The following is a 26,996-nucleotide window of genomic DNA, read 5'->3' as shown; positions in this document are numbered from 1 at the left end:
CCTTGCCGCGTGCCCGAGGTCGACCTGGTGTTCCCCCGCGCGTACGTCGAGTTCGTCGACCCTGCCGACGGCGACCAGGTGTTCAGGTGCGACCTGACCTGGCTGACGTCGAGCTTCATGTGCATCTTCGGGCAGGGTTGCCAGGGCATCTACAAGGAGTCGCCGGACACCGGCTGCTGCACGCTGGGCGCCCACTTCGCCGACAAGGACGACGAGAAGCGCGTCGCCACGTTCGTCGACCAGCTCACGCCCGAGCTCTGGCAATTCCACCCCGGCCGCGAGAACGGACGACGTACCCGCAAGAAGGACTGGGTCACCACCGACGAGGAGGGCGCCAAGAAGACACCGGTCATCGAGGTGGACGGCCAGTCCGCGTGCATCTTCCACAACCGCCGCGACTTCCACCTCGGCGCCGGCTGCGCCCTCCACGCGCTGGCGCTCGAGCAGGGGCGGCACCCGCTCGAGACCAAGCCGGACGTCTGCTGGCAGCTGCCGATCCGGCGCACCTTCCGCACCGTCGAGCGCCAGGACGAGACGTCGTACACCGAGATCACCATCGGCGAGTACGACCGCCGGGGCTGGGGTCCGGGCGGGCACGACCTCGACTGGTACTGCTCGGGCAACACCGAGGCGCACGTCGGCGTCGAGCCGGTGTACGTCGAGAACCGGGCCGAGCTGACCGAGCTGATGGGCGAGGCGGCGTACGCCGAGCTGGCCCGGCACTGCGAGGCGCACCTGCGGTCACGGTCGGCGCTGGCGCTGCATCCCGCCGACCCGCACTAGGGCTCGTGCGACCCGTGGTTGAGCGGTTGTGGTGGTCAACCAATGGTCTCTCGACGTCAAGAGAAGCCGACCCCCGTGTCCGGCGACTCTGAGAGAGAGATGAGAATGACCGGCATGCGCTTGGACCACCTCTCCTACGCCGCCGGGCCCGATGGCCTCGCCGCGACAGCCCAGCGCATCGGGGGACTGCTCGGGAAGTCGTTCGCCGATGGGGGCATGCATCCGCGGTTCGGGACCCGCAACATGATCCTGCCGCTGGCGGACCACACCTACCTCGAGGTCGTCGAGGTGCTGGACCACCCGGCGTCCGACAAGGCGCCGTTCGGCCAGGCCGTCCGCGCGCGGTCGGCGCTCGGCGGCGGCTGGCTCGGCTGGGTCATCGCGGTCGACGACATCGAGGCCGTGGAGCGACGGCTGGGCCGCGAGTCGGCGCCCGGCAACCGCTACCTGCCAGACGGCACCGAGCTGACGTGGCGCCAGATCGGCGTCAACGGCCTGATCTCCGACCCGCAGCTGCCGTTCTTCGTGCAGTGGGACATCCCCGACTCGCTGCACCCGAGCACCGGCGCCACGGGTGACATCTCCCTTGCTGCGCTGGAGATCGCGGGCGACCCCCAGCGCGTCAGCGAGTGGCTCGGCGAGACCGTCGAGGCTCCGTTGGAGGACGTGAAGGTCGACTGGGTCGCCCCCAACGGCACGCCCGGCATCATGGCCGTCCAGTTCCAGACTCCCCAGGGCCTGGTGCGGATCTGAGCGATCCGCGGCTCCCGCGCGGAAGCATCCCCAGCCCGAACATCTGGCACCACACCGCCACCTACGAGCTGGAGAACAAGGCGTTCGACCCGGACGACCTGGTGTTCGCCGCGATGCGCGAGCGCGTCTCCTGGGACGGCCGCGTGGTGCTCGACCTCGGGTGCGGCACGGGGTTCCACCTGCCGCGGTTCGCCTCGACGGCTGCGCGGACGGTCGGCGTCGAACCGCACCCGGACCTGGTCGCCCTGGCCCGGCGGCGTACCCGCGCGCTCGACAACGTCGAGGTGCTCGCCGGCGCCGCCCAGGAGATCCCGCTGCCCGACGCGTCGGTCGACGTCGTGCACGTGCGCTGGGCGTACTTCTTCGGGCCGGGGTCCGAGCCGGGCCTGAAGGAGATCGCCCGCGTCGTACGCCGCGGCGGCACCGCCCTGGTCGTCGACAACGACGGCACGCGGTCGACGTTCGGGCGGTGGTTCTCGCTGGGGTACCCGAAGATCGACCACGCCGCGGTCGAGCGCTTCTGGGCCCGCCACGGCTGGTCGCGGACTCCTGTCCTGACCAGGATGTCGTTCACGTCCGAGGCGGACCTCGAGGCGGTGGTGCGGATCGAGTTCGACCGCGAGACGGCCGACGCCATCATGCGCGAGCGCCCCGGGACCGAGGTCGACTACGCCGTGAACGTCTGGTCGCGCGACTTCTAGCCGGTCTCGCGGACCGCCAGGGTCGGGGTCAGCAGCACCCCGGGCGAGACGACCGGCGGGTGGCCGAGCAGGCCCTCCAGGGCACGGACGACCTCGACGGCCACCTCCTCGAGCGGCTGGCGTACCGAGGTGAGGCCGGGCTGGATGACCTGCGCGACCTGGGAGTCGTCGAACCCGACGACCGAGATGTCCTGGCCGGGCTGGAGCCCGCGGTCGCGCAGGGTGTGGAGCACGCCCATGGCCAGGGTGTCGGAGGCGCAGACGAACGCCGACGGCGACGCCTCGTCGAGCAGCACCGCGGAGGCCTCACGGCCGGAGGACACGGTGTCCTCGGTGCGCGACGCCAGGCCGGTGGTGGACAGGTGCCGGCCGTGCATGGCGCGGGTCCAGCCCGATCGCCGGTCCTCGCCGATGCGCGAGTCCTTGCGCCAGCCGATCCAGGCGATCCGCTCGTGGCCGCGGTCGAGCAGGTGCGTGGTGGCCAGGTCGACCCCGGCGGCGCCGTCGACGTCGACCCACGGGTGGTCGGCGGCGTCGTCGTCCCAGGGCCGGCCGAACGCGACGAACGGCGCGCGCCGCTGGCGCAGCCAGGTGGCCTGCGGGTTGCCGAGGTAGGTGTCGGTGACGATGAACGCGTCGACGGCCGTGGACCGCAGCAGGTCGTCGTACCCGCGCAGCGCCTCGTCGTCCTCCTCGCCGACCGCGAACAGCAGGATGTGGTACCCCGCCCCGCCGGCTGTCTCCACGAGCGAGTGGACGAACCGGTCCATCGCGGCGTTCGCGGTGCCCTCTTGGGCCGGGCTGAACTTGAGGCCGATCAGGTGCGAGGCGCGGGTGCGCAGGTTGCGGGCGGCGCGGTTCGGGGAGTACCCGAGCTCGTCGATCGCCTCCTGCACGCGGGTCAGGGTGTCGGCGCGCAGCAGGTCGGGGTTGTTGATGGCGTTGGACACGGTCTGGCGCGAGACGCCCGCGCGCTCGGCGACGTCGGCGAGCGTGGGCGGCGCCACCGGGTATCGGATCGTCATCGGTCACCTCCCCGCTTGATCGTTCCAACCCTCGTGGCGTCAGCATAAGTGAGGGGTACGCCGCGGACCCCCACCGGCTTCTCCCCAGGGCGCCGCGAGCCGTCCCCGGACTGTCGGTGGGCTCACATAGCGTGACCGCCATGCCGAAGACGCCACGAGCCGCCCATCGCTGCACCGAGTGCGGCTGGGAGACCGCCAAGTGGGTCGGTCGCTGCGGCGAGTGCCAGGCCTGGGGGTCCGTCGTCGAGGCCGCGGCACCGGTGCTGCGGGCGGCGGCCGGACCGGTCACCAGGCCCGCGGTGCCGATCAGCGAGGTGTCGGTCGAGGACTCGGCGTTCCGGTCCTCGGGCGTGCCCGAGCTCGACCGGGTGCTCGGCGGTGGGCTGGTCCCCGGCGCGGCGATCCTGCTGGCCGGGGAGCCGGGCGTCGGCAAGAGCACGCTGCTGCTCGAGGTGGCCGCCCAGACCGCGCGGGTGCACCGGCGCACGCTCTACGTCACCGGCGAGGAGTCCGCGTCGCAGGTGCGGCTGCGGGCCGACCGCACCGGCGGCGTCCAGGACGAGCTGTTCCTGGCCGCCGAGACCGACCTCGGTGCGGTGCTCACGCACATCGAGGAGGTGCGGCCCGCGCTGCTGGTCGTCGACTCGATCCAGACGATCTCCGCCCCCGGCCTCGACAGCACCCCGGGCGGGGTCAGCCAGGTCAAGGAGGTGGCGGCCGCGCTGATCCGGGTGGCCAAGACCCGCAACATCACGACCGTGATCGTCGGCCACGTCACCAAGGACGGCTCGATCGCCGGCCCGCGGGTGCTCGAGCACGTCGTCGACGTGGTGCTGCACTTCGAGGGCGACCGCAACTCGCGGTTCCGGATGGTGCGCGCGATGAAGAACCGCTTCGGCCCGGTCGACGAGGTCGGCTGCTTCGACCTGTCGTCGGAGGGCATCTCCGCGGTCACCGACCCGACCGGCCTGTTCGTCGAGCACCACGGCCGGCAGGTGCCGGGCACCTGCGTGGCCGTCTCGATGGAGGGCCGCCGGCCGCTGCTGGCCGAGGTGCAGGCGCTGGTGACCCCGTCGTCGAGCGAGCGTCCGCGGCGTACGACGTCGGGCCTGGACGGTTCGCGCATCGCCATGGTGCTCGCGGTGCTGCAGCAGCACTGCGGCCTGCGCCTGCACATGCACGACGTGTTCGCCTCGACGGTCGGAGGGGCCAAGGTGACCGAGCCGGCCAGCGACCTGGCGGTGGCGGTCGCGGTGGCCTCGGCGACCCGCGGCGTCCCGGCCCCGCTGGGCGTGGTGGCGATGGGCGAGATCGGCCTCGCCGGCGAGCTGCGGAAGGTCCGTGACCTGCCGCAGCGCATCGCCGAGGCCGCGCGGCTCGGGTTCGCCGTCGCGGTGGTGCCGGGCGAGCGGCGCGAGCAGGGCGTCGCCTCGGTGCCGCGCACGGTCGAGGGGATGCGGGTGATCGAGGTGCCCGACGTCGCGTCCGCGCTGAAGCTGCTGGGCGTCGTGAGCCAGGGTGGGCTCAACCCGCATGCTGAAGCGGTCTGACCTGCGTTGACACCCTAGGATCGGCGCGTGGCGGGGATCGAGCGGTCGGACGACGTGATGCGCCTGCGCGCGACGTTGGCCCTGATCGCGCCCGGCACCCCGTTGCGTGACGGGCTCGAGCGGATCCTGCGCGGTCGGACCGGCGCGCTGATCGTGCTCGGCAACGACCGCACGGTCGAGTCGTTGACGACGGGCGGGTTCGTCCTCGACGTACCCTTCACCGCCACAGGCCTGCGCGAGCTGGCCAAGATGGACGGCGCGATCATCGTCGACAAGGACCTGACGCGGATCCTGCGCGCGGCGGTGCACCTGATGCCCGACCAGCGGATCCCCACCGACGAGACCGGCACGCGACACCGCACCGCCGACCGCGTGGCCAAGCAGACCGGGCACCCGGTGATCTCGGTGTCGCAGTCGATGCAGATCATCGCGGCGTACGTCGGCGAGACCCGCCACGTGCTCGAGGACTCCGGCCAGATCCTGTCCCGTGCGAACCAGGCGCTGGCGACCCTGGAGCGGTACAAGCTGCGGCTCGACGAGGTCTCCACGACGCTGTCCGCGCTGGAGATCGAGGACCTGGTGACCGTCCGCGACGTGGCCGTGGTCGCCCAGCGGCTGGAGATGGTCACCCGCATCGCCCGCGAGATCGAGGACTACGTCCTGGAGCTCGGTACGGACGGGCGCCTGCTCTCCCTCCAGCTCGAGGAGCTGGTGACCGGCGTGGACGCCGAGCGCGAGCTGGTGATCCGCGACTACGTGGGGACGGGGCGCAAGGCCCGCTCGGCCCAAGCGCTGCTGGCCCACCTCGAGTCCCTCTCCCCCACCGAGCTCGTCGACCCGCTGGCCGTCGCCAAGGCCCTGGCCCTGGGCGAGCACCTCGACGCGGCGGTCGCGCCGCGCGGGTACCGCCTGCTGGCCAAGGTCCCCCGCCTGCCGGCCCCCGTCGTCGACCGGCTCGTCGAGCACTTCGGCACCCTGCAGAAGCTGCTCTCCGCCGGCGTCGACGACCTCCAGGCCGTCGAGGGCGTCGGCGAGCTGCGCGCCCGCTCGGTACGTGAGGGCCTCTCCCGGCTGGCCGAGTCGACGATCCTCGAGCGGTACGTCTGAGGTTCGGCGTCGTTCCTGCCGCTGTGGCGTCGTTGCAACGACGCCGAACGTCCGGGATACCCGGTCAACCGGGTATCCCAACCCCGGCTCCCCTCAGCCCTGGTTCTTCGGCTTCTTGGTGTGCTCGGGCGGGTCGGGGGTGACCGTGGAGGTGACCGTCGTGGGCAGCGGGGCGGCGAGCTGGAACTGCTCGTCGGCGGGCTCGCCGCCGAGCGCGGCGACGGTCACGTGGTACCAGCCGGGCAGCGCCCAGGTCGTCAGCCGCGAGCAGGTGGAGTCGGAGCGCTTGCCGTTCCAGGTGACGTAGACGTACGTCGCGATGTCTCGGCGTACCACCACGTTGGTCGTCGGCATCGCGGCCGGGCACTGCCGGGTCGACCAGATGTAGTCGTGGCCGGAGGTGATGTTCATGGTGACGCTCTTGGACGACACGTCGAAGGTGCACGCCGCGGCGATCAGCGTGTGGAAGCTCAGCGCCACCACGACGTCGCTGCCGCCGATGTTCGAGCGCACCTCGGGCGTCACGACGACGTCCTGCGGGGTGCACGGCCCACTCGGCTGGGCCAACGGGGTGGGCTTGGGCTCGCGCGACTTCTTGGGCAGCTTGGTGCCCTTCTTGGGCAGGATCACGGTCGGGCCCGTGCTCGACGGCGTCGGCGAGAGCGTCGCGGCGGCCTGCACGGCGCCCGGGTTCGCCGCCCCGGAGTCGGCGGCGTCGCTCGACCCGGTCAGCAGCCGGCCGACCGCGAACACCATCAGGGCCGCCGTCGCGAGCACCGCCAGCCGCCGCACCCAGTAGACGCGCGCGGGTAGACGCCTTCCCCGACCCATGCCAGAACGCTAGACAGCGACCCGCCCCGCGCCGGGGAGCCACACCGGCCCGCCTACGATCACCCGCGATGAGTGAGCTCCACGAGCCGTTGCTGGCCTGGTACGACGCCCACGCCCGTGATCTCCCCTGGCGCGGCGACGGCGCGACGCCCTGGTCGGTGATGGTCTCGGAGTTCATGCTCCAGCAGACGCCGGTGACCCGCGTCGAGCCCGTGCACCGGCTCTGGATGGAGACCTGGCCGACACCGGCCGACCTCGCCGCCGCCCCGAGCGGCGAGGCCGTGCGCGCGTGGGGCCGGCTCGGGTACCCCAGGCGGGCCCTGCGCCTGCATGCCGCCGCCACCGCGATCGTCGAGCGGTACGCCGGCGAGGTGCCCTCGTCGTACGACGACCTGCGCGCCCTCCCCGGCGTCGGCGACTACACTGCCGCCGCGATCGCCACCTTCGGGTACGGCCGGCGGCACGCCGTGCTCGACACCAACGTCCGCCGGGTGCTGGCCCGGCTGGTCTCCGGCGTGGAGCTGCCGCCGGTCGCCGCCACCGCCGGCGAGAAGCGACTGGCCGAGTCGCTGCTGCCCCACGACGAGGGCGACGCGGCCACCTGGTCGATCGCCCTCATGGAGCTCGGTGCCCTCGTCTGCACCGCGGCGAGGCCGCGCTGCGAGGCCTGCCCCGTGGTCGGCGAGTGCGCCTGGCGGGCGGCGGGCTACCCGGCGTACGACGGCCCGCCCCGCAAGGGCCAGACCTGGGCGGGTACCGACCGCCAGGTACGTGGCCGCCTGATGGCCGTCGTCCGCGAGGCCGAGGGTGCCGTCCCGAAGCCCCGCCTCGACCGCGCCTGGGACGACGACACCCAGCGGGACCGCGCCCTCGCCTCCCTGCTCACCGACGGCCTCCTCGTCGAGACCCCCGACGGCTACGCGCTGCCGGGATAGTCCGGTGTGAATGAGCTCCCATCGACCCGGATCGACGACCCATTCACACCGGACTATCCCGATGTCAGCGCTTGAGGAACCCACGGAGGCCCGAACCTCCGGAGGACGAGGCGGCGACGCGGTCGAGGATCTTGCGTACCTGGTCCGGCGACGTGCCGTGGTGGAACGGGCGCTTCTTCTCGGGACGTACGGCGGCCAGCAAGGTCGCGAGGGAGTCGTCGGGGAGGGCGGCCGGCTGGTGGGGGCCGGCGAGCGGGTCGACGTGCTCGAGGAGGCCGAGGTCGCGCAGCGCGTCGAAGTCGTCCTCGGTGGTGCGCTCGAAGATCCGCATCAGGTAGGGCTCGGCCTGCTCCGGGGTGAGCCCCTTCGAGATCAGTGTCTGCAGCGCGACCGCCGTCGGCTCGCGGCCGGGCCGGAAGGCCGGCTTGGGGCCGGCGGCCAGGATCGAGGTCCACTTCCGGACGAAGTCCTCGCCGGAGTACGACTCGTAGTGCAGCAACCGCAGGTCGGGGTGGGTGAAGGCGGAGACCTCGTCCTTCTCCTCGTCCACCACGTGGTGCAGCGTCAGCCACAGGTCCAGCGTCGGCCGGACGCCGGACTTGCCCTCGACGTGGCCGTGGAAGTACGCGCCGTTGGCCGGCCGGTCGATGACGCCGAGGGTCTTCAGCAGGACCAGGTCGGGCTCGTCGAGCAGCCGCTTGAACCAGGTGGGGTCGCCCTCCCAGTGCTTGCGGGAGACGGCCTCCAGCGGTGCCAGGCTCACCGCCGCCCGGGAGGACGGCACGGAGGACAGCACCGCGCGCGGGATCTGCACGATCTCGTCGGCGTCGACGTGGAACACCCAGTCCGCCCACGAGACCGTCGAGAGCAGCGCCTTCACGACGTTGGCGTTCACCCGCTGGCGGGTGTTGAGCTGCTCGGGACGCTTGTCGGTCCACCAGGTCTCGTCGGCCACCACGCACGTCGCGTGCGGGTGCGCGTCGAGGAACTCCCGGACCGGAGCGGTGGACGGATCGGCAGGGTCGTCCAGGAACACGACCAGGTGGTCGGCGCCGCCGGCGAGGTTGCCGTCGACGTACCGCTCGACGTTCGCCAGCGTGTCCTTCACCGTGCTCGCGAGAACGACGAGGCCCCCGCTCATGGAGCGGGGGCCTCATCGGTGGTCACCGGAGAAACCTAGTCGGTGCCGGTCGACTTCTCGATGTCGGTCGGGCCGGGCGTCGCGTCGTCACCCTCGCCGCGGACCGGGTCGTCGTGCACCGGGTCGGCGCCGACGTCCGCGGTCTCGAACGGCGGGAGGTCCGGCAGCACGCCGACCTTCTGGCCCTTGAACGTGAACTGGGCCGTCGGGCCCTCGCCCTCGACGCCGACGAGCACGATCTGGCCGGGGCCGACCTCGCCGTAGAGCATCTTCTCGGCGAGGACGTCCTCGATCTCCCGCTGGATGGTGCGGCGCAGCGGCCGGGCACCGAGCACCGGGTCGAAGCCCCGCTCGGCGAGCAGGTCCTTGGCGACCTGGGTGAGCTCGAGGCTCATGTCCCGGTCCTTCAGGCGCAGCTCCACGCCGGCGATCATGTTGTCGACCATCGAGATGATCTGCTCGCGCGACAGCGGCGGGAACACGATGATCTCGTCGACACGGTTGAGGAACTCGGGCCGGAAGTGCTGCTTGAGCTCCTCCTGCACCTTGGTCTTCATCCGCTCGTAGGAGCCCGCGGCGTCGCCGCTCTGGTTGAAGCCCAGGCTGACGCCCTTCGAGATGTCCTTCGTGCCGAGGTTCGTGGTCATGATGATCACGGTGTTCTTGAAGTCGACGACCCGGCCCTGCGAGTCGGTCAGGCGACCTTCCTCGAGGATCTGCAACAGGCTGTTGAAGATGTCGGGGTGGGCCTTCTCGACCTCGTCGAAGAGCACCACGGAGAACGGCTTGCGGCGCACCTTCTCGGTGAGCTGGCCGCCCTCCTCGTAACCCACGTAGCCGGGGGGCGAGCCGAAGAGCCGCGAGACCGTGTGCTTCTCGCTGAACTCGGACATGTCGAGCTGGATCAGCGAGTCCTCGTCGCCGAACAGGAACTCGGCCAGCGTCTTGGACAGCCAGGTCTTCCCGACACCGGACGGGCCGGCGAAGATGAACGACCCACCCGGACGCTTCGGGTCCTTGAGGCCCGCACGCGTACGGCGGATGGCCCGGCTGAGCGCCTTGACGGCCTCCTCCTGGCCGATGACCCGGCGGTGGAGCTCGTCCTCCATCTTGAGCAGACGGGTGGACTCCTCCTCGCTGAGCTTGACGATCGGGATGCCGGTCGCGACCGCCAGCACCTCGGCGATCAGCTCCTCGTCGACCTCCGCGACCTCGTCCATGTCGCCGGCGCGCCACTGCTTCTCGCGGTCGGCCTTCTTGAGGATCAGCTGCTTCTCCTCGTCGCGCAGACGAGCGGCGGCCTCGAAGTCCTGGCCGTCGATCGCGGCCTCCTTGCGCTGGCGCACCTCGCTGATCTTGTCGTCGTACTCGCGCAGGTCCGCGGGCGCCGTCATCCGGCGGATCCGCAGCCGCGAGCCGGCCTCGTCGATCAGGTCGATGGCCTTGTCGGGGAGGAAGCGGTCGGAGATGTAGCGGTCGGCCAGCGTCGCGGCCGAGACCAGCGCCTCGTCGGTGATGGTCACCCGGTGGTGCGCCTCGTAGCGGTCGCGCAGGCCCTTGAGCATCTCGATCGTGTGCGCGATCGACGGCTCGGCGACCTGGATCGGCTGGAAGCGGCGCTCCAGGGCGGCGTCCTTCTCGAGGTACTTGCGGTACTCGTCGAGCGTGGTCGCCCCGATGGTCTGCAGCTCGCCGCGGGCCAGCATCGGCTTGAGGATGCTCGCGGCGTCGATGGCGCCCTCGGCCGCACCGGCGCCGACGAGGGTGTGGATCTCGTCGATGAAGAGGACGATGTCGCCGCGGGTACGGATCTCCTTCAGCACCTTCTTCAGGCGCTCCTCGAAGTCACCGCGGTAGCGGCTGCCGGCGACCAGGGCGCCGAGGTCGAGGGTGTAGATCTGCTTGTCCTTGAGCGTCTCGGGCACGTTGCCCTTGACGATGTCCTGGGCCAGGCCCTCGACGATGGTCGTCTTGCCGACGCCGGGCTCGCCGATGAGCACGGGGTTGTTCTTCGTGCGCCGCGAGAGGATCTGCATGACCCGCTCGATCTCCTGCTCGCGGCCGATGACCGGGTCGAGCTTGGACTCGCGGGCGTCCTGGGTGAGGTTGCGGCCGAACTGGTCGAGCACCAGCGACGAGGACGGGGCGTCGGAGCTGGAGCTGGACGACGAGGAGCCCGACGACGCCGACTCCTTGCCCTGGAAGCCGGAGAGCAGCTGGATGACCTGCTGGCGGACGCGGTTGAGGTCCGCGCCCAGCTTCTGGAGCACCTGGGCGGCGACGCCCTCGCCCTCGCGGATCAGGCCGAGCAGGATGTGCTCGGTGCCGATGTAGGAGTGGCCGAGCTGCAGCGCCTCGCGCAGGGACAGCTCGAGCACCTTCTTGGCGCGCGGGGTGAACGGGATGTGGCCCGAGGGGGCCTGTTGGCCCTGGCCGATGATCTCCTCGACCTGGGCGCGGACCGCCTCCAGCGAGATGTCGAGGCTCTCCAGGGCCTTCGCGGCCACACCCTCGCCCTCGTGGATGAGGCCGAGCAGGATGTGCTCGGTGCCGATGTAGTTGTGGGAGAGCATGCGGGCCTCTTCCTGGGCCAGCACGACCACCCGGCGAGCTCGGTCTGTGAACCGCTCGAACATGCTCATCGCTCCTGAAAAGTCGTGGTCCCTCGCCCGGTCGCTCTGCTCGGCCGGCACTCGGGGGTACGGGAGTCGTAACTCCTCTCACAGCCTACGCGTTCCCGTGCGACAGGCACGGCGGTCCGCTGAGAGCGAACACACCCCGAAATGACGAGACGGGGCCCCGAGAACCCGGGACCCCGCGACGTCGGTGGTCGATCAGTTGGCGGCCTCGAACGCGGCGCGTACGTCGGCCGGGATCCGACCGCGGTCCGGGACGTCGTGCCCGTTGGAGCGGGCCCAGTCGCGGATCTCGCGGGCACTGGGCCCGAGGTTGGTGGACGTGGACGGCTTGCGGCCGCGACGGGCGCCGCCCACGGAACGACCGGCGCCGACGTACTGGGCGAGTGCGTCGCGCAGCTTTCCGGCGTTCTTGTCGTTGAGGTCGATCTCGTAGGACTTGCCGTCGAGCCCGAACGACACCGTTTCGGTGGCCGGGCTCCCGTCCAGGTCGTCTTCGAGGACGATATGGACCTTTTGCGCCATGGCTGGAGCTCCCTCTCAAAGGTCAAGCATCGGAATCAGAGAATTCCCCGTTCCGCAGGAGAATAGCCCTCGCGAATGGCATTCCGCTATTCGCCGCCGAAATTCCCTCATGAGTTTCTCCTGAAAGCCAGCTCCAGACCTTGCATGGTCAACCAGTTGTCAATTCTGGTGAAGCAATCGCACTCCCCGACGACGAGGGTGGAGAGATATCCGGTGGCGATCACCTGGACTTCTCCGGGCGGTTCACCGAGCTCCTCCAGCATCCGGGCGACAATGCCCTCGACCTGGCTGGCCACCCCGAACACCATGCCTGACTGCAAGGCCTCCACCGTGTTCGTGGCGATCACGTGGCGCGGGCGCACCATCTCCACCATCCGCAGCTGCGCACCGCGTCGGGCCAGTGCGTCGAGGGATATCTCGATTCCCGGCGCAATCGCACCGCCGACGTACTGCCCCGCCCTGTTCACGACATCGAAAGTCGTGGCCGTACCACCGAAATCGACCACGATGAGTGGCCCGCCGTACGCCGTGACCGCGGCGAGCGCGTTCATGATGCGATCGGTGCCCACTTCGCGAGGGTTGTCGGTGAGGACGGGTATTCCGGTACGCACCCCCGGCTGCACGACCAAGTGGGGTACGTCGCCGAAGTGCGTGGCGAGCATCTCGCGCCACACGTGCTGGACCGACGGAACCGTCGCGCAGACCGATATCCCGTCGACCTCGTCGCGGAGATCTCCGAGCAGTCCACGCAGCAGCACCGCCCATTCGTCGGCGGTCCGGTGGGCGGCCGTGGCCACCCGCCACTCGCGGCTGACCACGCCACCGTCGATCAGACCCAGCACCGTGTGACTGTTGCCGATGTCGACGGCGAGCAGGGTCATGGCAGGTCCTGGAGGTCCATGCCGATGTCGAGGACGACCACCGAGTGCGTGAGCGCTCCGACCGAGATGAAGTCGACGCCGGTCTCGGCGACCTCGCGGGCGCGCTCCAGGGTCAGGCCGCCGGAGGCCTCCAGGCTCGCGCGCCCGTCGGCGATGCGGACCGCCTCGGCCATCGTCGGCGAGTCCATGTTGTCGAGCAGGATCCGGTCGCAGCCCGCGTCCAGCAGCGCCCGGAGCTGGTCGAGGTCCGTCACCTCGACCTCGACGGGCAGGTCCGGGTACGCCGCGCGGACCGCCTCGTAGGCCGGCACCACGCCGCCGGCCGCGATCACGTGGTTGTCCTTGACCATCGCCATGTCGCCGAGCGAGAAGCGGTGGTTCACGCCGCCGCCGCACCGGACGGCGTACTTCTGGAGCGCGCGCAGACCGGGCAGCGTCTTGCGCGTGTCCAGCACGCTGGCCCGGGTGCCTGCCAGCGCGTCGACCCAGTGGGAGGTCGCGGTCGCGACGCCGGACAGGTGGCAGGCGAGGTTCAGCGCGGTGCGCTCGCCGGTGAGCAGACCGCGCGTCGGGCCGTGGACGCGCATCACGACGTCGCCCGCCGCGACGCGGCTGCCGTCCGGTGCACGGTGCTCGATCGTCAGGTCGTCGCCGGCCACGGTGTGCAGCACCAGCGCCGCGATGCCGAGCCCGGCGACCACGCCGGCGTCGCGGGCACCGAAGTCGGCGACGGCGCGCGCGTCGGCGGGGATGGTGGCCTGGCTGGTCACGTCGACACCGCCGGGCAGGTCCTCGCCCAGGGCGGCCACGACGTGCGCGTAGACGTCGAGCGGGTCGAGGCCTGCGTCGGCGAGCTCGTCGACCAGCCCGGCCGGCAGGTCGTCGAAGGATCTGAGGGTGGTCATGCGACCGACGGGTCGGTCTGGTGGGACGGCGAGAAGGCGAGCACCAGCCGGCCGTCGAGCAGGTGGGCGTCGAAGTGGCCCGCGAAGCGCGCGTCGTCACGGTCAGGGAAGTCGTCGCGCCAGTGCGACCCGCGGGTCTCCTCGCGGCGCGCGGCGGCTTCTGTCATGGCCGCGCTGATCGTGAGGAGGTTGGAGGCCTCCCACGCGGCCTGGTCGACCACGTCGGTGGTGCGCTCGGCCAGCTTGGCCAGCCGTTCGCCCGCCTCGGCCAGGCCCTCCGCCGAGCGGAGCACCCCGACCCGGTCGGTCATCAGCTCCTCCAGCTCGTTGCGGAGGTCGCCGGTCACCAGGGACGGGGTACGCCGGTCGGCGGCGGGGGGCGTGAACCCGCCCAGCTCACCCGGGAGCACGTCGGAGATACGCCGCGAGAACACCAGCCCCTCGAGCAGGGAGTTCGACGCCAGCCGGTTGGCGCCGTGCACGCCGGAGCAGGCGACCTCGCCGGTCGCGTAGAGGCCCGGGACCGAGGTACGTCCCCACAGGTCGGTGGCCACGCCGCCCGACGCGTAGTGGCACGCCGGGGCGACCGGGATCAGCTCGGTGACCGGGTCCACGCCGTACGAGCGGCAGGTGGCCAGGATCGTCGGGAACCGCTTCCCCCAGAATCTCGACGTGCTCGCTTCGCTCGCCGCTCGATCACCGGAACCGTCGCTCGCTTCGCTCGCCGTCCTGCCCTCTTGGGGGTCACCCAGGTGCCGCGCGTCCAGCCACATGTGTGGCCGGCCGGTCTCGTGCATCCGGCGGGTGATGGCCTTGGCGACCACGTCGCGCGGGGCCAGGTCGGCGAGCTCGTGGACGCCCTGCATGAAGCGGTTGCCCTCGAAGTCGACGAGGAACGCGCCCTCGCCGCGGACCGCCTCGGAGATCAGTGGCTGCTGACCGCGGGAGTCGGGTCCGAGGTACATCACGGTCGGGTGGAACTGGACGAACTCCAGGTCGCGGACGGTCGCACCGGCGCGCAGGGCGAGAGCCGTGCCGTCGCCGGTCGCGACCGACGGGTTGGTGGTCTGCGAGAACACCTGGCCCAGCCCGCCGCTGGCCAGCACGACCGCGCGGCAGTGGGCTGCCCCGACGCCGTCGATCTGGCCCTCGCCCATCACGTGCAGGGTGAGCCCGGCGACGGCGCCGTGCTCGTCGAGGAGCAGGTCGACGGCCAGGGCGTGCTCGATGACCTCGATCTCGGGGGCGGCCTGGACCGCGGCCTCCAGCGCGCGCTGGATCTCGGCTCCCGTCGCGTCGCCCCCGGCGTGGGCGATCCGGTCCCGGTGGTGGCCGCCCTCGCGCGTCAGGCTCAGGTCGCCGGCCGACGTGTGGTCGAAGTTGGTGCCCAGCCCGATCAGCTCGCGGACGGCGGCCGGGCCGTCGGTGACCAGGACGCGCACGGCGGCCTCGTCGCACGCCCCGGCACCCGCGACGAGGGTGTCGTGCTCGTGCTGCTCGGGGGTGTCGCCCGGCCCGAGCGCTGCGGCGATGCCGCCCTGGGCCCACTGCGTCGAGCCCGCGTTGAGCACGCTCTTGGTGACCACGAGGATGCGGCCGACCTTGTCCTTGAGCCGCAGGGCTGCGGTGAGGCCGGCGATCCCGGAGCCGACGATCACGACGTCGTAGGTGACCGTCCAGCCGGGGGCTGGGGCGCGCAAGCGGCCGGGAAGCATGTCGAGAGGCTAGTGGCGAAGTGGTGCGCCGAGGACGACGGGCATGTTGTCGATCAGGCGGGTGGTGCCGACCTTGGCGGCGACGAGGGCACGAGCCTCCCCCCGAGCGTCCTCGTCCAGCTCGGCCAGGTCGACGGCCCGGACGACGACGTAGTCGAGGTCGACCCCGGGTGCGTCGGCCAGCACCTTCTCGGCGGCGGCCAGCGCGGCGGCGTACCCCTCGGGCCCGGCCTCCTGCGCGGCGCGGAGGGCTCGGCTGAGGGCGACGGCCTGCTGCCGCTGCTCGGGGTCGAGGTACCGGTTGCGGCTGGACAACGCCAGGCCGTCGGGCTCGCGGACGGTCTCGCCGCCGAGCACCTCGACGCCCAGGCAGAGGTCGCCGGACATCCGCCGGACCAGGGCGAGCTGCTGGTAGTCCTTCTCGCCGAAGACCGTCACCTCCGGCCGGACCAGCCCGAACAGCTTGGCCACCACGGTGAGCACGCCGACGTAGTGGCCGGGTCGCGTCTTCCCCTCGAGCACGCCGGCGAGCGGGCCGGGGTCGACGGTGACCTGCGGGTCGCCTCCCGGGTACACCTCGTCGACGGTCGGCGCGAACACGATGTCGACGCCCTCGCGCGCGCAGAGGGCGACGTCCTCGTCGAAGGTGCGGGGATAGCGGGCCAGGTCCTCGTTCGGCCCGAACTGGAGCGGGTTCACGAACAGCGAGACCACCAGCGGGGCGTCGGGACCGATCTCGAGGCGGGTACGCCGCATCAGGCTGGCGTGGCCCTCGTGCATCGCGCCCATCGTGCAGACGAGCCCGACGCGTCGGCCGGCCGCGCGGTGGGGCACGAGGAGCTCGGCCAGCTCCGCACGGGTGCCGGCGATCACCGGGGGCACGGGATCAGAGACGCTCGTGGTCCGACGCGCTCACGTCCAGCCCGGCCGGCACATCAGCCAGGGCGTCGTCGAGCACCTGGCGGATGCGGTTCGCGCGGATCGGCAGCACCCGGCCGTCGGTGACGACGCGGTCGAGGGTCGCCCGGGCCATCGCGACGTACGACGGCAGCGTGTGGGGCGCCGTCGCCGCGATCTCGGCGAGGTGGCCGCGGATCGTGCCGACGTCGCCGCGGACGATCGGCCCGGTCAGCGCGGAGTCGCCGTGGGCGAGCGCGTTGTCGAGGGCGGCGCTGAGCAGCGGGCGCAGCGTGGCCGCGGGGTCGTCGGCGCCGGCCGCACCGAGCAGCTCCATCGCCTGGGTCACCAGGGTCACCAGGTGGTTGGCTCCGTGCGCGAGCCCGGCGTGGTACAGCGTGCGCTTGTCCTCGGGCACGAACATCGGCAGCCCGCCGAGGTCGGCCACCAGGGTCTCGGCCAGCGCGCGCTCGCCGGGCCCGGCGGTGACGCCGAAGACACAGCCGCGCAGGCGGGGCAGGTCGAGGTCGGTGCCGGTGAAGGTCATCGCCGGGTGCATCGCGATCGCCCGTGCGCCGACGGCGATCGCCGGGGTGAGCACCGCGAGGCCGTGCCGGCCGCTGGTGTGCACGACCACCTGGCCGGGGCGGATGGCGCCGGCGGCGCTCAGCGTCGTCGCGACGTTGTCGAGCATGTCGTCGGGAACGGTCAGCAGCAGCACGTCGCTGGCCTTGGCGACGGCGGTCGGCTTGTCGAGCGGCACGCCGGGCAGCAGGTCCGCGGCGCGGTGGCGCGAGGCGTCGGACTCACCGGCGACGGCGACGATCTCGTGGCCGGCGGCGCGCAGCGCGGCGGCCAGGACGGCACCGACCCGGCCGGCGCCGATCACACCCACCCGAAGGGGCTGCGTCATGTCTCCTCGAACCTCTCGTTTCAGTCCCGCCGCCCACTCCTCGCCATGTCAGCGAGGGCCGGTCAGGTACCAGACGATGTGCTCGTTCTCCAGAACAGGAGCCTACGGGCGGGGCTTCCGCACGCCTACTCAAACGAGAGGTGACGTACATCTCGGCCTCGGTGGTTGAGGTGCGAGGAGCGCCAGCGACGAGCCTCGAAACCACCATCACCCGGGGGGGTGGTTTCGAGGCTCAGGCCTGGCGGCCTTCACACCTCAACCACCGAGGGAGGGTGTCAGCCGACCTGCAGCGGCCGCGGGGCGCGGGGCAGCCACTCGTGGGTGACGTAGTCCACGATGTGCGTGCCCTCCGGCGCGAGGATGTCGTGGACCCCGGGAGGTACGACGCCCTCCTGGAGCGCGTTGAAGACCTCCCACTCACGGCGCTTGCGCTTGTTGCGGTACGACGTCGCGAACGACTCGGGGTCGGTCCAGTGCGCGAACTCGTCGCCGTCGAGGTACTTGAGCTCCACGCACAGCCCGTGCGGCAGGCCGATGGAGCGAACGCCGACCGGCGTCGTGCGGATCTCCCACTCGAAGGCCTTGGTGAACACGAAGTCCGGGCCGATCGGGAAGCCCCACTCCTCGGCGTTGCGCAGCCCGAGGTCGAGGTACCCGTGGTGCTCGTCGGCGAGGTACAGCCCGTGTCGCGGGACCCGGAGGATCGAGGGCACGTCGCCGACCTGCCAGCCCCAGTCGCCGATCGACACCTCCCCCTCGGTGGTCAGCACCATGTCGCCATCCCACTTGATCGAGTAGCGGGTCGAGACCTGGGCGAAGCACCAGTTGTAGAAGTACGCGAGCGAGTGCACCGACAGCTCGTGCACGGCGAGGTGCTCGGCACCGGCCCGGGCCACGTCGAAGGGGTACGTCGTCTGGCGGAACTTCCCCGCCCGCCCCGAGCGCTCGGCGGTCTCGGCCGCCACCTCGGGCGTGCCGTCCGTCGAGCCGTTGTCGACGAGCAGCACCTCGTCGCACGCGCGCAGCAGCGGCGGCAGCACGAAGGGCAAGGACGGCGCCTCGTTCTTCACCCGCAGCACGGCGGTGCTCCCCGGTCGCAGACCCCCGGGCTTCGTCCAGGGCCAGACGATGTCGTACTCGGTGTGGCCCTCGAGGTTCTTCAGCCCGTCGCCCGTCGCGGGCACCGTCATCGGGTGCGCCCGAGCGCCTTGCGGATGCCGCGGCGTACGCCGGGCGGGATGGCCGCCCGAAGACCGTGCGGGATCCGGTCGGCCAGGTCCGGCGCCGGCTCGACGTCCGCGGGGACGCCGCCACGGCGCTCCCGTCTGATCCGCTGCTCGGCGGCGACGACCGAGGACCGGGAGATGGCCTCGGCCTCGGCGTACAGGTCGACGTACGCCTCACGGAGCTGGTCGAGCGTCGCGTGCACGTCGGCGGTGTCGCCACCGGGCTCGGCCAGCTTGTTCAGCTCCTCCCAGGTCTGGGCGGTGAGCTCGTGCAGCTTCGGCGGGAGCTGGAGGTCGGCCAGGCTCTGGGTGACCCGGCGCAGGCCGGGGTCGACGAACCGGTGGCCGTCGCGGATCTGCTCGCTCTTGGCGTGCAGGACGTTCTGCAGCTCCAGCTGCTCGCCGAGATGCATCACGACCTTCACCCAGTCGTCCAGCAGGTCGCCGTACCTCACGAAGGCCCGGCCGCCGTCGGCGACGGACTCGCGGGTGGCGCGCTCGGTGTGCAGCAGCATGTTGAGCCAGCTGGCTGCGAGGTGCGCGGAGCCGAGCCGGTTGGCGTAGTACTTCTGCTTGCTGCCGACCACCTCCGACGGCGGCCGCAGCATCGTCGCGAAGACGGGGATCGCGCCGTCGCGGATCGCGGCCACCCGCCACAGCCCCAGGAACCACGAGAGCCGCGGGTCCTTCACGACGAGCTCGTGCCCCTCGGCGAAGTGGCCCTCCAGCCACTCGGCGGTCTTGATCCGCTCGGTCTCGCGGGTGGCGATCCGGCCGGTCTCGAACCACGCCTCGGGCCGCGCGTCGCTGACCTGGACGCCGGCGTCCTTGAGCAGCCGGTCGTGGTGCTCGACGACCCACGCGGGCTCGCCGAAGCCCTTGGGGTTGGTGTCGTCGGCGACGACCTCGGGCTGCGGGACGTGCAGGCCCATCAGCTGCATCAGGCCCGACAGGGTGCTCGTGCCGCTCCGGCCGGCACCGGCGACGAAGAGCACCTTGCGCGGGTAGTCGGCGGGGTCCAGGTCTCCCGGTGCGCTACCGCCGCGCGTGTCCGTCGTAGGGCTCGTCACGGCACGGAAGCCTATCCGTTGGGGCTCGATAGCCTCCTTTCGTGAGGTGGAGCCTGCGACGTCGCCGGGAGCTCCCCCGGGTGTCGGTCGTGGTGCCGGCCCACGACGTGGAGCGGTTCCTCCCCGAGGCGCTCGACAGCCTGCTCGCCCAGCGCGGCGTCGACCTCGAGGTGGTGGTCGTCGACGACGGGTCGCCGGACTCGTCCGGGGAGATCGCGGACGGGTACGCCGCGCGCGACGACCGCCTCTCGGTGCTGCACGTGCCCAACGGCGGGCTCGGGTCGGCTCGCAACGTCGGCACCGAGCTGGTGCTGGACCGTGCCTGGGGCGAGTACCTGGCGTTCCTCGACTCCGACGACGTGCTGCCGCCGGGGGCCTTGGCCACGTTGGCCGAGTCGCTGCAGGGCTCGGAGTCGGACTTCGTCACCGGCTCGGTCGTGCGCTGGGAGGCCGACGGTCTCCACGAGCCCCCGTGGATGCGCCGCCTGCACCGCGAGCGGCTGACCGGGATCGCGGCGCGCGAGCACCCGGAGATCCTGGGCGACGTGTTCGCCTGGAACAAGCTGTACCGCCTGTCGTTCTGGCGGTCGCAGGGGCTCGAGTGGCCGGAGGGCGTGAGGTACGAGGACCAGCCGACCACGACGCGCGCTTACCTCGCCGGTGCGTTTGACGTGATCCCGGACGTCGTCTACCACTGGCGGATCCGCGCGGACGGCACGTCGATCACGCAGCAGCGCGCGTCGGTCACGGACCTCGGCGACCGGCTGCTCACCAAGCGGATGGCCCTGGACGCGGTGGAGGAGTACGACGACGCCGGGACGTCGGCGTACTTCGTGGACCGCGTGATGGCCGGCGACCTGCACCGCTACTTCACCGAGATCCCCGACGCCTCCGACGAGTGGTGGGACCTGCTGGTGACCGGGATCCACGACCTGTGGGGCGAGCGGTCCCTGGTGGAGAGCGGACTGCCCCCGGTGCACCGGCTGGTCGGCTGGCTCGTCGAGCGGAACCGGCGCGCCGACGCGGAGTCGGTCGTGCGGTGGGTCCGGACGCTCGACGGTCCGGCGCCTCGGGACGGCCGGCGCCTCGTCGTACCTCCCGAGGTGCTGGACCTCTCGGACGTCGCTCCCGAGGCGTTGGCCCTGCGCGACCACGAGATCGCCTGATCGGTGGTCGAGCCGCGAGGCCGGCCACGGCCGAGCGTGTCGAGAACCGGTGAGTGTTGCGGGGTCTCGACATGGGCTCGCTGACGCTCGCCCGGCTCGACCACCGAGTGGATCGGCTAGCGTCTGCCGGGTGAGCGCGCAGGCGGCCGAGGTGGCGAAGTGCTACCTCGACAACTCCTGGATCTGCGGGCGGTACTGGTCCGACTACCGCCCCGAGCTGACCGACGCGACGGTCCAGCACCTCTGGATCACGGTCGTCTCGGTGCTCGTCGGGCTGGTGGCGGCCGTGCCGCTGGCGCTGCTCGCCCGGCGCAACCCGACCGTCGAGTCCCTCGTGGTCGGTGGCACCACGATCATCTACACGATCCCGTCGCTCGCGCTCTTCTCGCTGTTGCTGCCGTTCACGGGGCTCTCGCCGACGACGGTGATCATCGGCCTCGCGCTGTACTCGTTGACGATCCTGGTCCGCAACGTGCTCGCCGGCCTGCGCGCCGTGCCGGACGAGGTCGTCGAGGCGGCGCGCGGCATGGGCTACTCGCGGGTGCGGCTGCTGACGCGGGTCGAGCTGCCGCTGGCCCTGCCGATCATCATGGCCGGCCTCAGGGTCGCGGCCGTGTCGACGGTGGCGCTGGCGACGATCGGGGCGATCGTGTCGTACGGCGGCCTCGGCAACCTGCTGCTCCAGGCGGTCGGCAACCAGTTCAAGGCCCAGATCTTCGCCGCCAGCCTGCTGTGCATCCTGCTCGCGATCGCGCTCGACCTGGTGCTGGTCGGCGCGCAGCGGCTGCTCACTCCCTGGACGCGCCATGCTCGCTGACGTCTGGGGCTACCTCACCGACGGGTCGCACTGGTCCGGGTCGACGGGCATCGCGGCGTTCCTGGTGCAGCAGCTGCTGCTGACGGTCACCGCGATGGTGATCGCCATGGTGGTCGGCCTGCCGCTGGCGATGTACGCCGGGCACCGGCACCGCTTCGGCTTCCTGGCCGTCAACGTCTCCAACGTCGGCCGTGCCGTGCCCGTCTTCGCCGTGCTGCTGGTGCTGTCGCTGGGTCCCGTGGGGTCGGAGGAGTTCGGCCCCTACGGCCGCGCCGGCCTGGCCACGCTGATCTCGCTGGTGCTCTTCGCCCTGCCGCCGCTGATCACCAACACCTACGTGGGCATCACCGAGGTCGACAACGACATCGTCGAGGCGTCGCGAGGGATGGGGATGGGCGAGCGCAAGGTCTTCACCTCGGTCGAGCTGCCACTGGCGATGTCGGTGATCATGACCGGCGTACGTCTGGCTCTCGTGCAGGTCTGGGCGACGGCGACCATCGCGGCCCTGGTGGCGGGACCGGGACTCGGCCGCATCATCACCCGCGGGTTCGCCAACCACCGGACCTACGAGGTGGTCGCGGGGGCCGTGCTGGTGGCCGTCGTGGCGCTGCTGCTGGAGGGGCTCGCGGTGCTCGCCGAGCGGTACGCCGACCCGATGCGTCGCGCCCAACGCAGCGACCGGCGGGGGCGGCGCACCACCCTCAGGGAGGAACCGTTACCGGAGGCCGTTGTCTGAAGGTGGTCGTAACCATTTCGTCACCGAGGAATGTCGGCGGACGGGTCTACTGTTCTTCACGCGGGTGCCGCTGGGTGCCCATCGGACACGCGCGGGACCTCCCGCGGGACACAGAAGGTGGTGCACCAGATGCGCATCCATCGATTGATCGCCACAGCCGCGGTGACGGCCCTCATGCTCGCGACGGCCGCGTGTGGGGGCGACTCGCTCGAGAGCTCCGGCGCGGACACCGGCTCCGGGGACACCGGTGGCGGTGACAAGGGCACGGTCGTCGTCGGCGGCCAGGACTTCACCGAGAGCCAGGTGCTCGCGGCGATCTATCAGAAGGTCCTGGAGAACGAGGGCTTCACGGTGCAGACCAAGCTGGTGACGACCCGTGACGTCTACCTGCCCGAGCTCAGCAGCGGCGGCGTCGACATCGTTCCTGACTACCTCGCCGGCATCACCGACTACCTCAACACCGAGAAGAACGGCCCGGACGCACCGCTGGTCTCCAGCAACGACGTCGACAAGACGCTGGAGGCGCTGAAGCCGCTGGCCGAGGCGAAGGGCATCTCGATCCTGCCGCCCTCGGACGCCACCGACCAGAACGCCTTCTTCGTGACCCAGGACTTCGCCGACCAGAACTCCCTGACCACGCTGTCGGACCTCGCGGCGCTCGGTGACCCGATCAAGCTCGGCGCCCCGCCGGACTGCGAGGGCCGCGCCGACTGCGAGGGCGGCCTGACGAAGGTCTACGGCCTGAAGATCACCGAGATCGTCCCGCTGGACTTCGCCAGCGCGCAGGTCAAGGACGCCGTCAAGAAGGGCGACGTCACCATGGGCGAGACGGGCACCACCGACGGCACGCTCGCGGCCGACGGGCTGGTGCTGCTCGAGGACGACAAGGGCATCCAGCCCGCGCAGAACCTCACGCCCGCGGTGAACGCCGACTTCCTCAAGGCGAACCCCGACCTCGAGGACATCTTCAACCAGCTGTCCGCGGCGCTCACCACCGACGACCTCGCGCAGATGAACCTCAAGGTCGACGCCGAGCGGCAGAAGCCCGAGGACGTCGCCCAGCAGTTCCTCCAGGACAAGGGTCTGCTCTGACCACCACATCGCACGGCGCGCCGGCGCCGGCCGCCCCGGAGAAGTCCTCGGACATGATCCGGCTGGTCGGCGTCGGCAAGACCTACGAGGACGGCACCGTAGCCGTCCAGGAGCTCGACCTGGACGTGCAGCGGGGCGAGCTGGTCGTCCTCGTCGGCCCGTCGGGGTGCGGCAAGTCCACGACGCTGAAGATGATCAACCGGCTGATCGAGCCGACGTCCGGCCAGATCTTCATCGACGGCCAGGACGTCACCCAGGCCGACCCGGTCCAGCTGCGGCGCGGGATCGGCTACGTCATCCAGCAGATCGGGCTGTTCCCGCACCAGAAGGTCATCCGCAACGTGATGACCGTGCCACTGCTGTACGGCGAGTCCACCGCGACCGCCCGTGAGCGGGCGCGCGAGCTGCTCGACCTGGTGGGCCTCGACGCCGCGACGTACGGCGACCGGTATCCCCACCAGCTCTCCGGCGGACAGCGTCAGCGCGTGGGCGTCGCCCGCGCCCTGGCGGCCAACCCGCCCGTGCTGCTGATGGACGAGCCGTTCGGCGCCGTCGACCCCGTGGTGCGGATCCGGCTCCAGGACGAGTTCCTGAAGATCCAGCGGGAGCTGGGCAAGTCGGTCGTCCTGGTGACCCACGACATCGACGAGGCCGTGCGCATGGGCGACCGGGTCGCGGTCTTCGAGACCGGCGGACGGCTCGCGCAGTTCGGCACGCCCGCACAGCTGCTCGCCCACCCTGCGGACGAGTACGTCGAGGACTTCGTCGGCGCCACCCGCGGCCTGCGCCGGCTCACGGTGACCCCGATCGACCCGGAGCACCTCGAGCCGCTCGACGGGGTGAGCACGGGCGACCTCGGTTCCGCCATCGATGTCGACGCCACTCTCGAGGAGGCGCTGGCCGCCATGCTCCGCGACGACAAGCCCCTCGTCGGGGTCAGGTCCGGCGCCCAGTTCGTCGGCGTCCTCACCCCGGCCGGCATCCACCGCCAGCTACGGGCGTCGCTGAAGTAGGACGTCTCAGTCGCCCAAGCGCATCAGCGTCTCGGTCATCTGGTCGACGTGCGTGGTGAAGGCGCGTCCGCCGGGAAGCAGGCCGGGGGTGGCGTGCGCGAGCTGCGCATGACCCAGGAACGCCGTGTAGGCCAACAGTCCCCGGTCGCGCGCGCGGGCGGGTGAGAGCCCGAGCTCGGTGTAGAGGCGGGTCAGGAAGCCCAGGCGCCGCTCGGTCACCCGGCGCAGCGCCGGTGCGACCAACGGGTGCGCGGCACTGGCCTGGAGCGCCAGCTCGACCGTGCCGACGGCGCCGGCGGTGCCGTCGTCCGGCACGGACGTGAAGGCGAGGCGGAGGAGCCGGCGGAGCCGGGCCGTGGCGTCCCCGGACTCCCCGATGGCGCCGATGACGCGGTCGGTGTCGCGACGTTCCCACAGCGCGAGCGTCGCCACCAGCAGCTCGTTCCGGTCCGCGAAGTGCCAGTAGAAGCTGCCCTTGGTGGCACCCAGGTCCTTCGCGAGCGGCTCGACCGCGACGGCCGCCAGGCCCCCTCGCGCCAGCGCCGTGAGAGCGGCCTCGGTCCAGTCGGCAGCCGTCAACGATTCACGCTTCCCCGTGGCCATGTCCATACGCTACCGTACGGTCAATCCTCCATACGGAGGCGTATGGAAGGAACGGTATGACCACCACGCTGATCCACCACCACCCCACGTCCACCCGGACGGCTCGGGCCCGCCGAACCACGGCGACCGTGCGTGTCCGGCCCGGCAACGTCGCGACGGTTCCGCTGCCGAGCACCCCGCTGCTCGCCTGCGCGCTGCTGCGCGTCGACTGGTCCGATGCGTACGCCGCCGCGTTGCCCCGCGGCGTACGGGACCATCCACCGGAAGCATGGGCCGAAGCCGTGTTCCACGGACCGCCGTTCTTCGTCCGAGCCCTGTTCGTGGCCCGCGAGGCACTGGTCCGGCTGTCGGGCATCGAAGCCGGCGACCGGCACGCGTTCGACCTGGTGGCGCGAAGCCCGCACGAGGTGCTGCTGGGCATCACCCAACGCCATCTGGGCTTCCGGGCCTCCGTGCTCGTCCAGCCCGACCGGGTGGTCGTGAGCACGATCGTCGAGATCAGGAACCGCCGTGGCCGCGCGTACTTCGCACTCGTCCGGCGCATCCACCCCTGGGTGGTCCGGTCCATGCTGGCCCGAGCCGTCCAGAAGCTGGCGGTGCCGGCATGAGCGTCCGCGACCGCGTGCTGCCCTGGTGCGTCCTGGCCGTGGGCATGGCCGCCGCCGTCACGGAGCCGGCCGGAGTGGCGGGCCGGGTGGCGAGCCTCGTCGGTCTCCTCGCGGGCCGGGTGGTGACCCAGTGACGGCGCCCACGTCCGCCACGGACCGCCGGCGCAGCTACGAGTGGGAGGACCAGGAGGCCACCCGCTCGGCGGCCGGCGTGCTGGACGGGCTCGCCGTCCTCCGTTCCATCGGGAGCGGCACGCTCCCGGTGCCCCCTGCCCTCAGGACGCTGGGCATCGAGCCGGTCGAGGCCGCGCCCGGCCGCGTCACCTTCAGCCTCGACCCCGAGGAGTTCCACCTCAACCCCTTCGGCCTCGTGCACGGTGGCGTGCTCGCCGCCGTGCTGGACACGGCGATGGGCTGCGCCGTCCACTCGCTGCTGCCGCCCGCCACGGCGTACGTCACCAGCGAGCTGAACGTCCGGTTCCTGCGTCCCGGCCTGCTCTCGACGGGCCGGCTCATGTGCACCGGCGAGGTGGTCCACCCCGGCACGAGTAACATGGTGGCCCAGGCGCGCATCGTCGACGGGTCGGGCAGGGTCATCGCCCTCGCCGGCTGCACATGCCAGGTGAGGACCCCGCGCTGACGTCCCGGCCTGCGGGGTGCCAGTAATCGCGCGATCGCGGCCGTACAGCGGGTTTCTGGAGCGCAAACCTGCCATACGGCCGCGATCGCGCCGAAACCGGCAACCACGACCGAGCCAGCGACTGCGTCCGGTCAGCCGGCGTTGCGGTGGGACTCCCAGGCGGAGAGCTCGGAACGGACGGCGTCGAGCTCGGCCCGGACGACGTCCAGCTCGGACTCGAGCTCGGCGACGCGGAGGATCGCCTCGGCGGCGCGGGTCTCGGCGTCGTCGAGCCGGCGGGCGAGCGCCTCGCCGTCGGCCTCGGCGCGGTCGGCGCGCTTGGCCTGGGCGTTGAGCTTGCGGGTCGCCTCGGCTGCGCGGCGCTGGGCTGAGGTCAGGGCCACCTCGAGCTCCTCGATCGTGGTCTGGTGGGAGCTCACCTGCCGCTCCATCGAGGCGGCGTACGCCGTGTGCTCGGTGGTGCGCCGGGCGGTGACCTCGGCGTACTCGCGGGCCTGCTCGGCGCGGTCGCGGTTGGCCTCGCGACGGCTCTCCATGAGCTCGGAATGAGTGATGCGCACGGCGGCCGCGCCGAGCGCGACACCGATGAGCGCGGCGGTCGCGAGGAGACCCCACGACCCGGCGACGACCGCGCCGACGACGAGAGCCGCGGCGAGGATGACAAGGGCGACAGCGGTGGTGATGCGGGCAGAGCGCTGCCGACGACGAGCCTTGGGGGAAGACATGT

General features: G+C 71.6%; 28 protein-coding genes. 14 read left to right on the top strand and 14 right to left on the bottom strand.

The window, feature by feature from the left end; translation table 11 throughout:
* Positions 1 to 9 precede the first annotated feature (9 nt).
* From ISU07_RS05035 to ISU07_RS05025, 3 genes are all read left to right on the top strand, one after another.
* A complete protein-coding gene (locus ISU07_RS05035) occupies positions 10 to 783 on the top strand; it encodes a hypothetical protein (RefSeq protein ID WP_194705587.1) in 774 nt (257 codons plus the stop codon).
* A 114-nt stretch (positions 784 to 897) separates the two neighbouring features.
* Entirely contained in the window at positions 898 to 1,536 is a 639-nt protein-coding gene (locus ISU07_RS05030; RefSeq protein ID WP_194705586.1) for a VOC family protein, read from the top strand.
* Between the two features lie 113 nt (positions 1,537 to 1,649).
* Complete coding sequence (locus ISU07_RS05025; protein ID WP_323742436.1) at positions 1,650 to 2,237, top strand: class I SAM-dependent methyltransferase; 588 nt, start codon at positions 1,650 to 1,652, stop codon at positions 2,235 to 2,237.
* Here ISU07_RS05025 and ISU07_RS05020 read toward each other — a convergent pair.
* Entirely contained in the window at positions 2,234 to 3,262 is a 1,029-nt protein-coding gene (locus ISU07_RS05020) for a LacI family DNA-binding transcriptional regulator (protein ID WP_194705585.1), read from the bottom strand. The two genes, ISU07_RS05025 and ISU07_RS05020, sit on opposite strands and share 4 nt — an antisense overlap.
* Before the next feature lie 140 nt (positions 3,263 to 3,402).
* Between ISU07_RS05020 and radA the strand changes: the two genes are divergently transcribed.
* Complete coding sequence (radA, locus tag ISU07_RS05015) at positions 3,403 to 4,812, top strand: DNA repair protein RadA (protein ID WP_194705584.1); 1,410 nt, start codon at positions 3,403 to 3,405, stop codon at positions 4,810 to 4,812.
* 57 nt (positions 4,813 to 4,869) lie between these two features.
* Positions 4,870 to 5,919 carry a DNA integrity scanning diadenylate cyclase DisA gene (gene disA, locus ISU07_RS05010; protein ID WP_194705763.1) on the top strand — a complete coding sequence of 350 codons (1,050 nt, stop codon included), beginning with the start codon at positions 4,870 to 4,872 and terminating at the stop codon, positions 5,917 to 5,919.
* A gap of 93 nt (positions 5,920 to 6,012) precedes the next feature.
* On the opposite strand, the gene ISU07_RS05005 is transcribed toward disA, so the two are convergent.
* A complete protein-coding gene (locus tag ISU07_RS05005; protein ID WP_194705583.1) occupies positions 6,013 to 6,750 on the bottom strand; it encodes a hypothetical protein in 738 nt (245 codons plus the stop codon).
* A 68-nt stretch (positions 6,751 to 6,818) separates the two neighbouring features.
* Here ISU07_RS05005 and ISU07_RS05000 point away from each other — a divergent pair, with 68 nt between their 5' ends.
* Positions 6,819 to 7,685 (top strand): A/G-specific adenine glycosylase, encoded by an 867-nt coding sequence (locus ISU07_RS05000; protein ID WP_194705582.1) that lies wholly within the window; start codon positions 6,819 to 6,821, stop codon positions 7,683 to 7,685.
* A gap of 64 nt (positions 7,686 to 7,749) precedes the next feature.
* On the opposite strand, the gene ISU07_RS04995 is transcribed toward ISU07_RS05000, so the two are convergent.
* From ISU07_RS04995 to ISU07_RS04950, 10 genes are all read right to left on the bottom strand, one after another.
* Positions 7,750 to 8,826, bottom strand: coding sequence for a glycosyltransferase family 2 protein (locus tag ISU07_RS04995; protein WP_194705581.1), 1,077 nt, complete (start codon positions 8,824 to 8,826; stop codon positions 7,750 to 7,752).
* 35 nt (positions 8,827 to 8,861) lie between these two features.
* Positions 8,862 to 11,462 carry an ATP-dependent Clp protease ATP-binding subunit gene (locus ISU07_RS04990; RefSeq protein ID WP_228521110.1) on the bottom strand — a complete coding sequence of 867 codons (2,601 nt, stop codon included), beginning with the start codon at positions 11,460 to 11,462 and terminating at the stop codon, positions 8,862 to 8,864.
* 198 nt (positions 11,463 to 11,660) lie between these two features.
* Entirely contained in the window at positions 11,661 to 11,987 is a 327-nt protein-coding gene (locus ISU07_RS04985) for a histone-like nucleoid-structuring protein Lsr2 (protein ID WP_194705580.1), read from the bottom strand.
* Positions 11,988 to 12,094: 107 nt separating this feature from the next.
* Positions 12,095 to 12,868 (bottom strand): type III pantothenate kinase, encoded by a 774-nt coding sequence (locus ISU07_RS04980; protein ID WP_194705579.1) that lies wholly within the window; start codon positions 12,866 to 12,868, stop codon positions 12,095 to 12,097.
* The gene (nadC, locus tag ISU07_RS04975) at positions 12,865 to 13,773 is read right to left on the bottom strand and encodes a carboxylating nicotinate-nucleotide diphosphorylase (RefSeq protein WP_194705578.1); all 909 of its coding nucleotides are present in this window, start codon (positions 13,771 to 13,773) and stop codon (positions 12,865 to 12,867) included. The genes ISU07_RS04980 and nadC overlap by 4 nt, the downstream gene beginning before the upstream one ends.
* Positions 13,770 to 15,488, bottom strand: coding sequence for an L-aspartate oxidase (locus ISU07_RS04970; protein WP_194705577.1), 1,719 nt, complete (start codon positions 15,486 to 15,488; stop codon positions 13,770 to 13,772). The genes nadC and ISU07_RS04970 overlap by 4 nt, the downstream gene beginning before the upstream one ends.
* A 9-nt stretch (positions 15,489 to 15,497) precedes the next feature.
* Positions 15,498 to 16,370, bottom strand: a complete 873-nt coding sequence (gene panC, locus ISU07_RS04965; RefSeq protein WP_194705576.1) for a pantoate--beta-alanine ligase — start codon at positions 16,368 to 16,370, stop codon at positions 15,498 to 15,500.
* A 4-nt stretch (positions 16,371 to 16,374) separates the two neighbouring features.
* Positions 16,375 to 17,322 (bottom strand): Rossmann-like and DUF2520 domain-containing protein, encoded by a 948-nt coding sequence (locus tag ISU07_RS04960; protein ID WP_407671367.1) that lies wholly within the window; start codon positions 17,320 to 17,322, stop codon positions 16,375 to 16,377.
* A gap of 251 nt (positions 17,323 to 17,573) precedes the next feature.
* On the bottom strand, positions 17,574 to 18,488 hold the full coding sequence (locus tag ISU07_RS04955; protein WP_194705574.1) for a glycosyltransferase family 2 protein: 915 nt from the start codon (positions 18,486 to 18,488) through the stop codon (positions 17,574 to 17,576).
* Positions 18,485 to 19,594 (bottom strand): sulfotransferase family protein, encoded by a 1,110-nt coding sequence (locus tag ISU07_RS04950; RefSeq protein ID WP_323742435.1) that lies wholly within the window; start codon positions 19,592 to 19,594, stop codon positions 18,485 to 18,487. Before ISU07_RS04950 ends, ISU07_RS04955 begins: the two co-directional genes overlap by 4 nt.
* A gap of 41 nt (positions 19,595 to 19,635) precedes the next feature.
* Between ISU07_RS04950 and ISU07_RS04945 the strand changes: the two genes are divergently transcribed.
* From ISU07_RS04945 to ISU07_RS04925, 5 genes are all read left to right on the top strand, one after another.
* Positions 19,636 to 20,760, top strand: coding sequence for a glycosyltransferase family 2 protein (locus ISU07_RS04945; RefSeq protein ID WP_323742434.1), 1,125 nt, complete (start codon positions 19,636 to 19,638; stop codon positions 20,758 to 20,760).
* Positions 20,761 to 20,890: 130 nt separating this feature from the next.
* A complete protein-coding gene (locus ISU07_RS04940) occupies positions 20,891 to 21,577 on the top strand; it encodes an ABC transporter permease (protein ID WP_323742433.1) in 687 nt (228 codons plus the stop codon).
* Entirely contained in the window at positions 21,567 to 22,313 is a 747-nt protein-coding gene (locus ISU07_RS04935; protein ID WP_194705573.1) for an ABC transporter permease, read from the top strand. Before ISU07_RS04940 ends, ISU07_RS04935 begins: the two co-directional genes overlap by 11 nt.
* 129 nt (positions 22,314 to 22,442) lie before the next feature.
* Positions 22,443 to 23,405 (top strand): ABC transporter substrate-binding protein, encoded by a 963-nt coding sequence (locus ISU07_RS04930; RefSeq protein WP_194705572.1) that lies wholly within the window; start codon positions 22,443 to 22,445, stop codon positions 23,403 to 23,405.
* A gap of 53 nt (positions 23,406 to 23,458) precedes the next feature.
* The gene (locus ISU07_RS04925; protein ID WP_194705571.1) at positions 23,459 to 24,418 is read left to right on the top strand and encodes an ABC transporter ATP-binding protein; all 960 of its coding nucleotides are present in this window, start codon (positions 23,459 to 23,461) and stop codon (positions 24,416 to 24,418) included.
* A 6-nt stretch (positions 24,419 to 24,424) separates the two neighbouring features.
* Here ISU07_RS04925 and ISU07_RS04920 read toward each other — a convergent pair whose 3' ends face one another.
* Positions 24,425 to 25,021 (bottom strand): TetR/AcrR family transcriptional regulator, encoded by a 597-nt coding sequence (locus ISU07_RS04920; RefSeq protein WP_194705570.1) that lies wholly within the window; start codon positions 25,019 to 25,021, stop codon positions 24,425 to 24,427.
* A gap of 56 nt (positions 25,022 to 25,077) precedes the next feature.
* Between ISU07_RS04920 and ISU07_RS04915 the strand changes: the two genes are divergently transcribed.
* Genes ISU07_RS04915 through ISU07_RS04905 form a run of 3 tightly spaced genes read left to right on the top strand, consistent with a single transcriptional unit; the run spans position 25,078 to position 26,269 of the window.
* Positions 25,078 to 25,629: a DUF2867 domain-containing protein gene (locus ISU07_RS04915; protein WP_194705569.1), complete on the top strand. Its 552-nt coding sequence runs from the start codon at positions 25,078 to 25,080 to the stop codon at positions 25,627 to 25,629.
* Positions 25,626 to 25,763 carry a hypothetical protein gene (locus ISU07_RS04910; RefSeq protein ID WP_194705568.1) on the top strand — a complete coding sequence of 46 codons (138 nt, stop codon included), beginning with the start codon at positions 25,626 to 25,628 and terminating at the stop codon, positions 25,761 to 25,763. The genes ISU07_RS04915 and ISU07_RS04910 overlap by 4 nt, the downstream gene beginning before the upstream one ends.
* Complete coding sequence (locus tag ISU07_RS04905; RefSeq protein ID WP_194705567.1) at positions 25,760 to 26,269, top strand: PaaI family thioesterase; 510 nt, start codon at positions 25,760 to 25,762, stop codon at positions 26,267 to 26,269. The genes ISU07_RS04910 and ISU07_RS04905 overlap by 4 nt, the downstream gene beginning before the upstream one ends.
* 131 nt (positions 26,270 to 26,400) lie before the next feature.
* Here the strand turns inward: ISU07_RS04905 and ISU07_RS04900 are convergent, their stop codons facing one another.
* Positions 26,401 to 26,994, bottom strand: coding sequence for a hypothetical protein (locus ISU07_RS04900; protein ID WP_194705566.1), 594 nt, complete (start codon positions 26,992 to 26,994; stop codon positions 26,401 to 26,403).
* Positions 26,995 to 26,996: the final 2 nt, after the last annotated feature.

This window comes from Nocardioides islandensis (assembly GCF_015352455.1).
Taxonomy (GTDB): domain Bacteria; phylum Actinomycetota; class Actinomycetes; order Propionibacteriales; family Nocardioidaceae; genus Nocardioides; species Nocardioides islandensis.
Note: the sequence above shows the minus strand (reverse complement) of the source record. Positions and strands in the feature narration are given on the sequence as shown.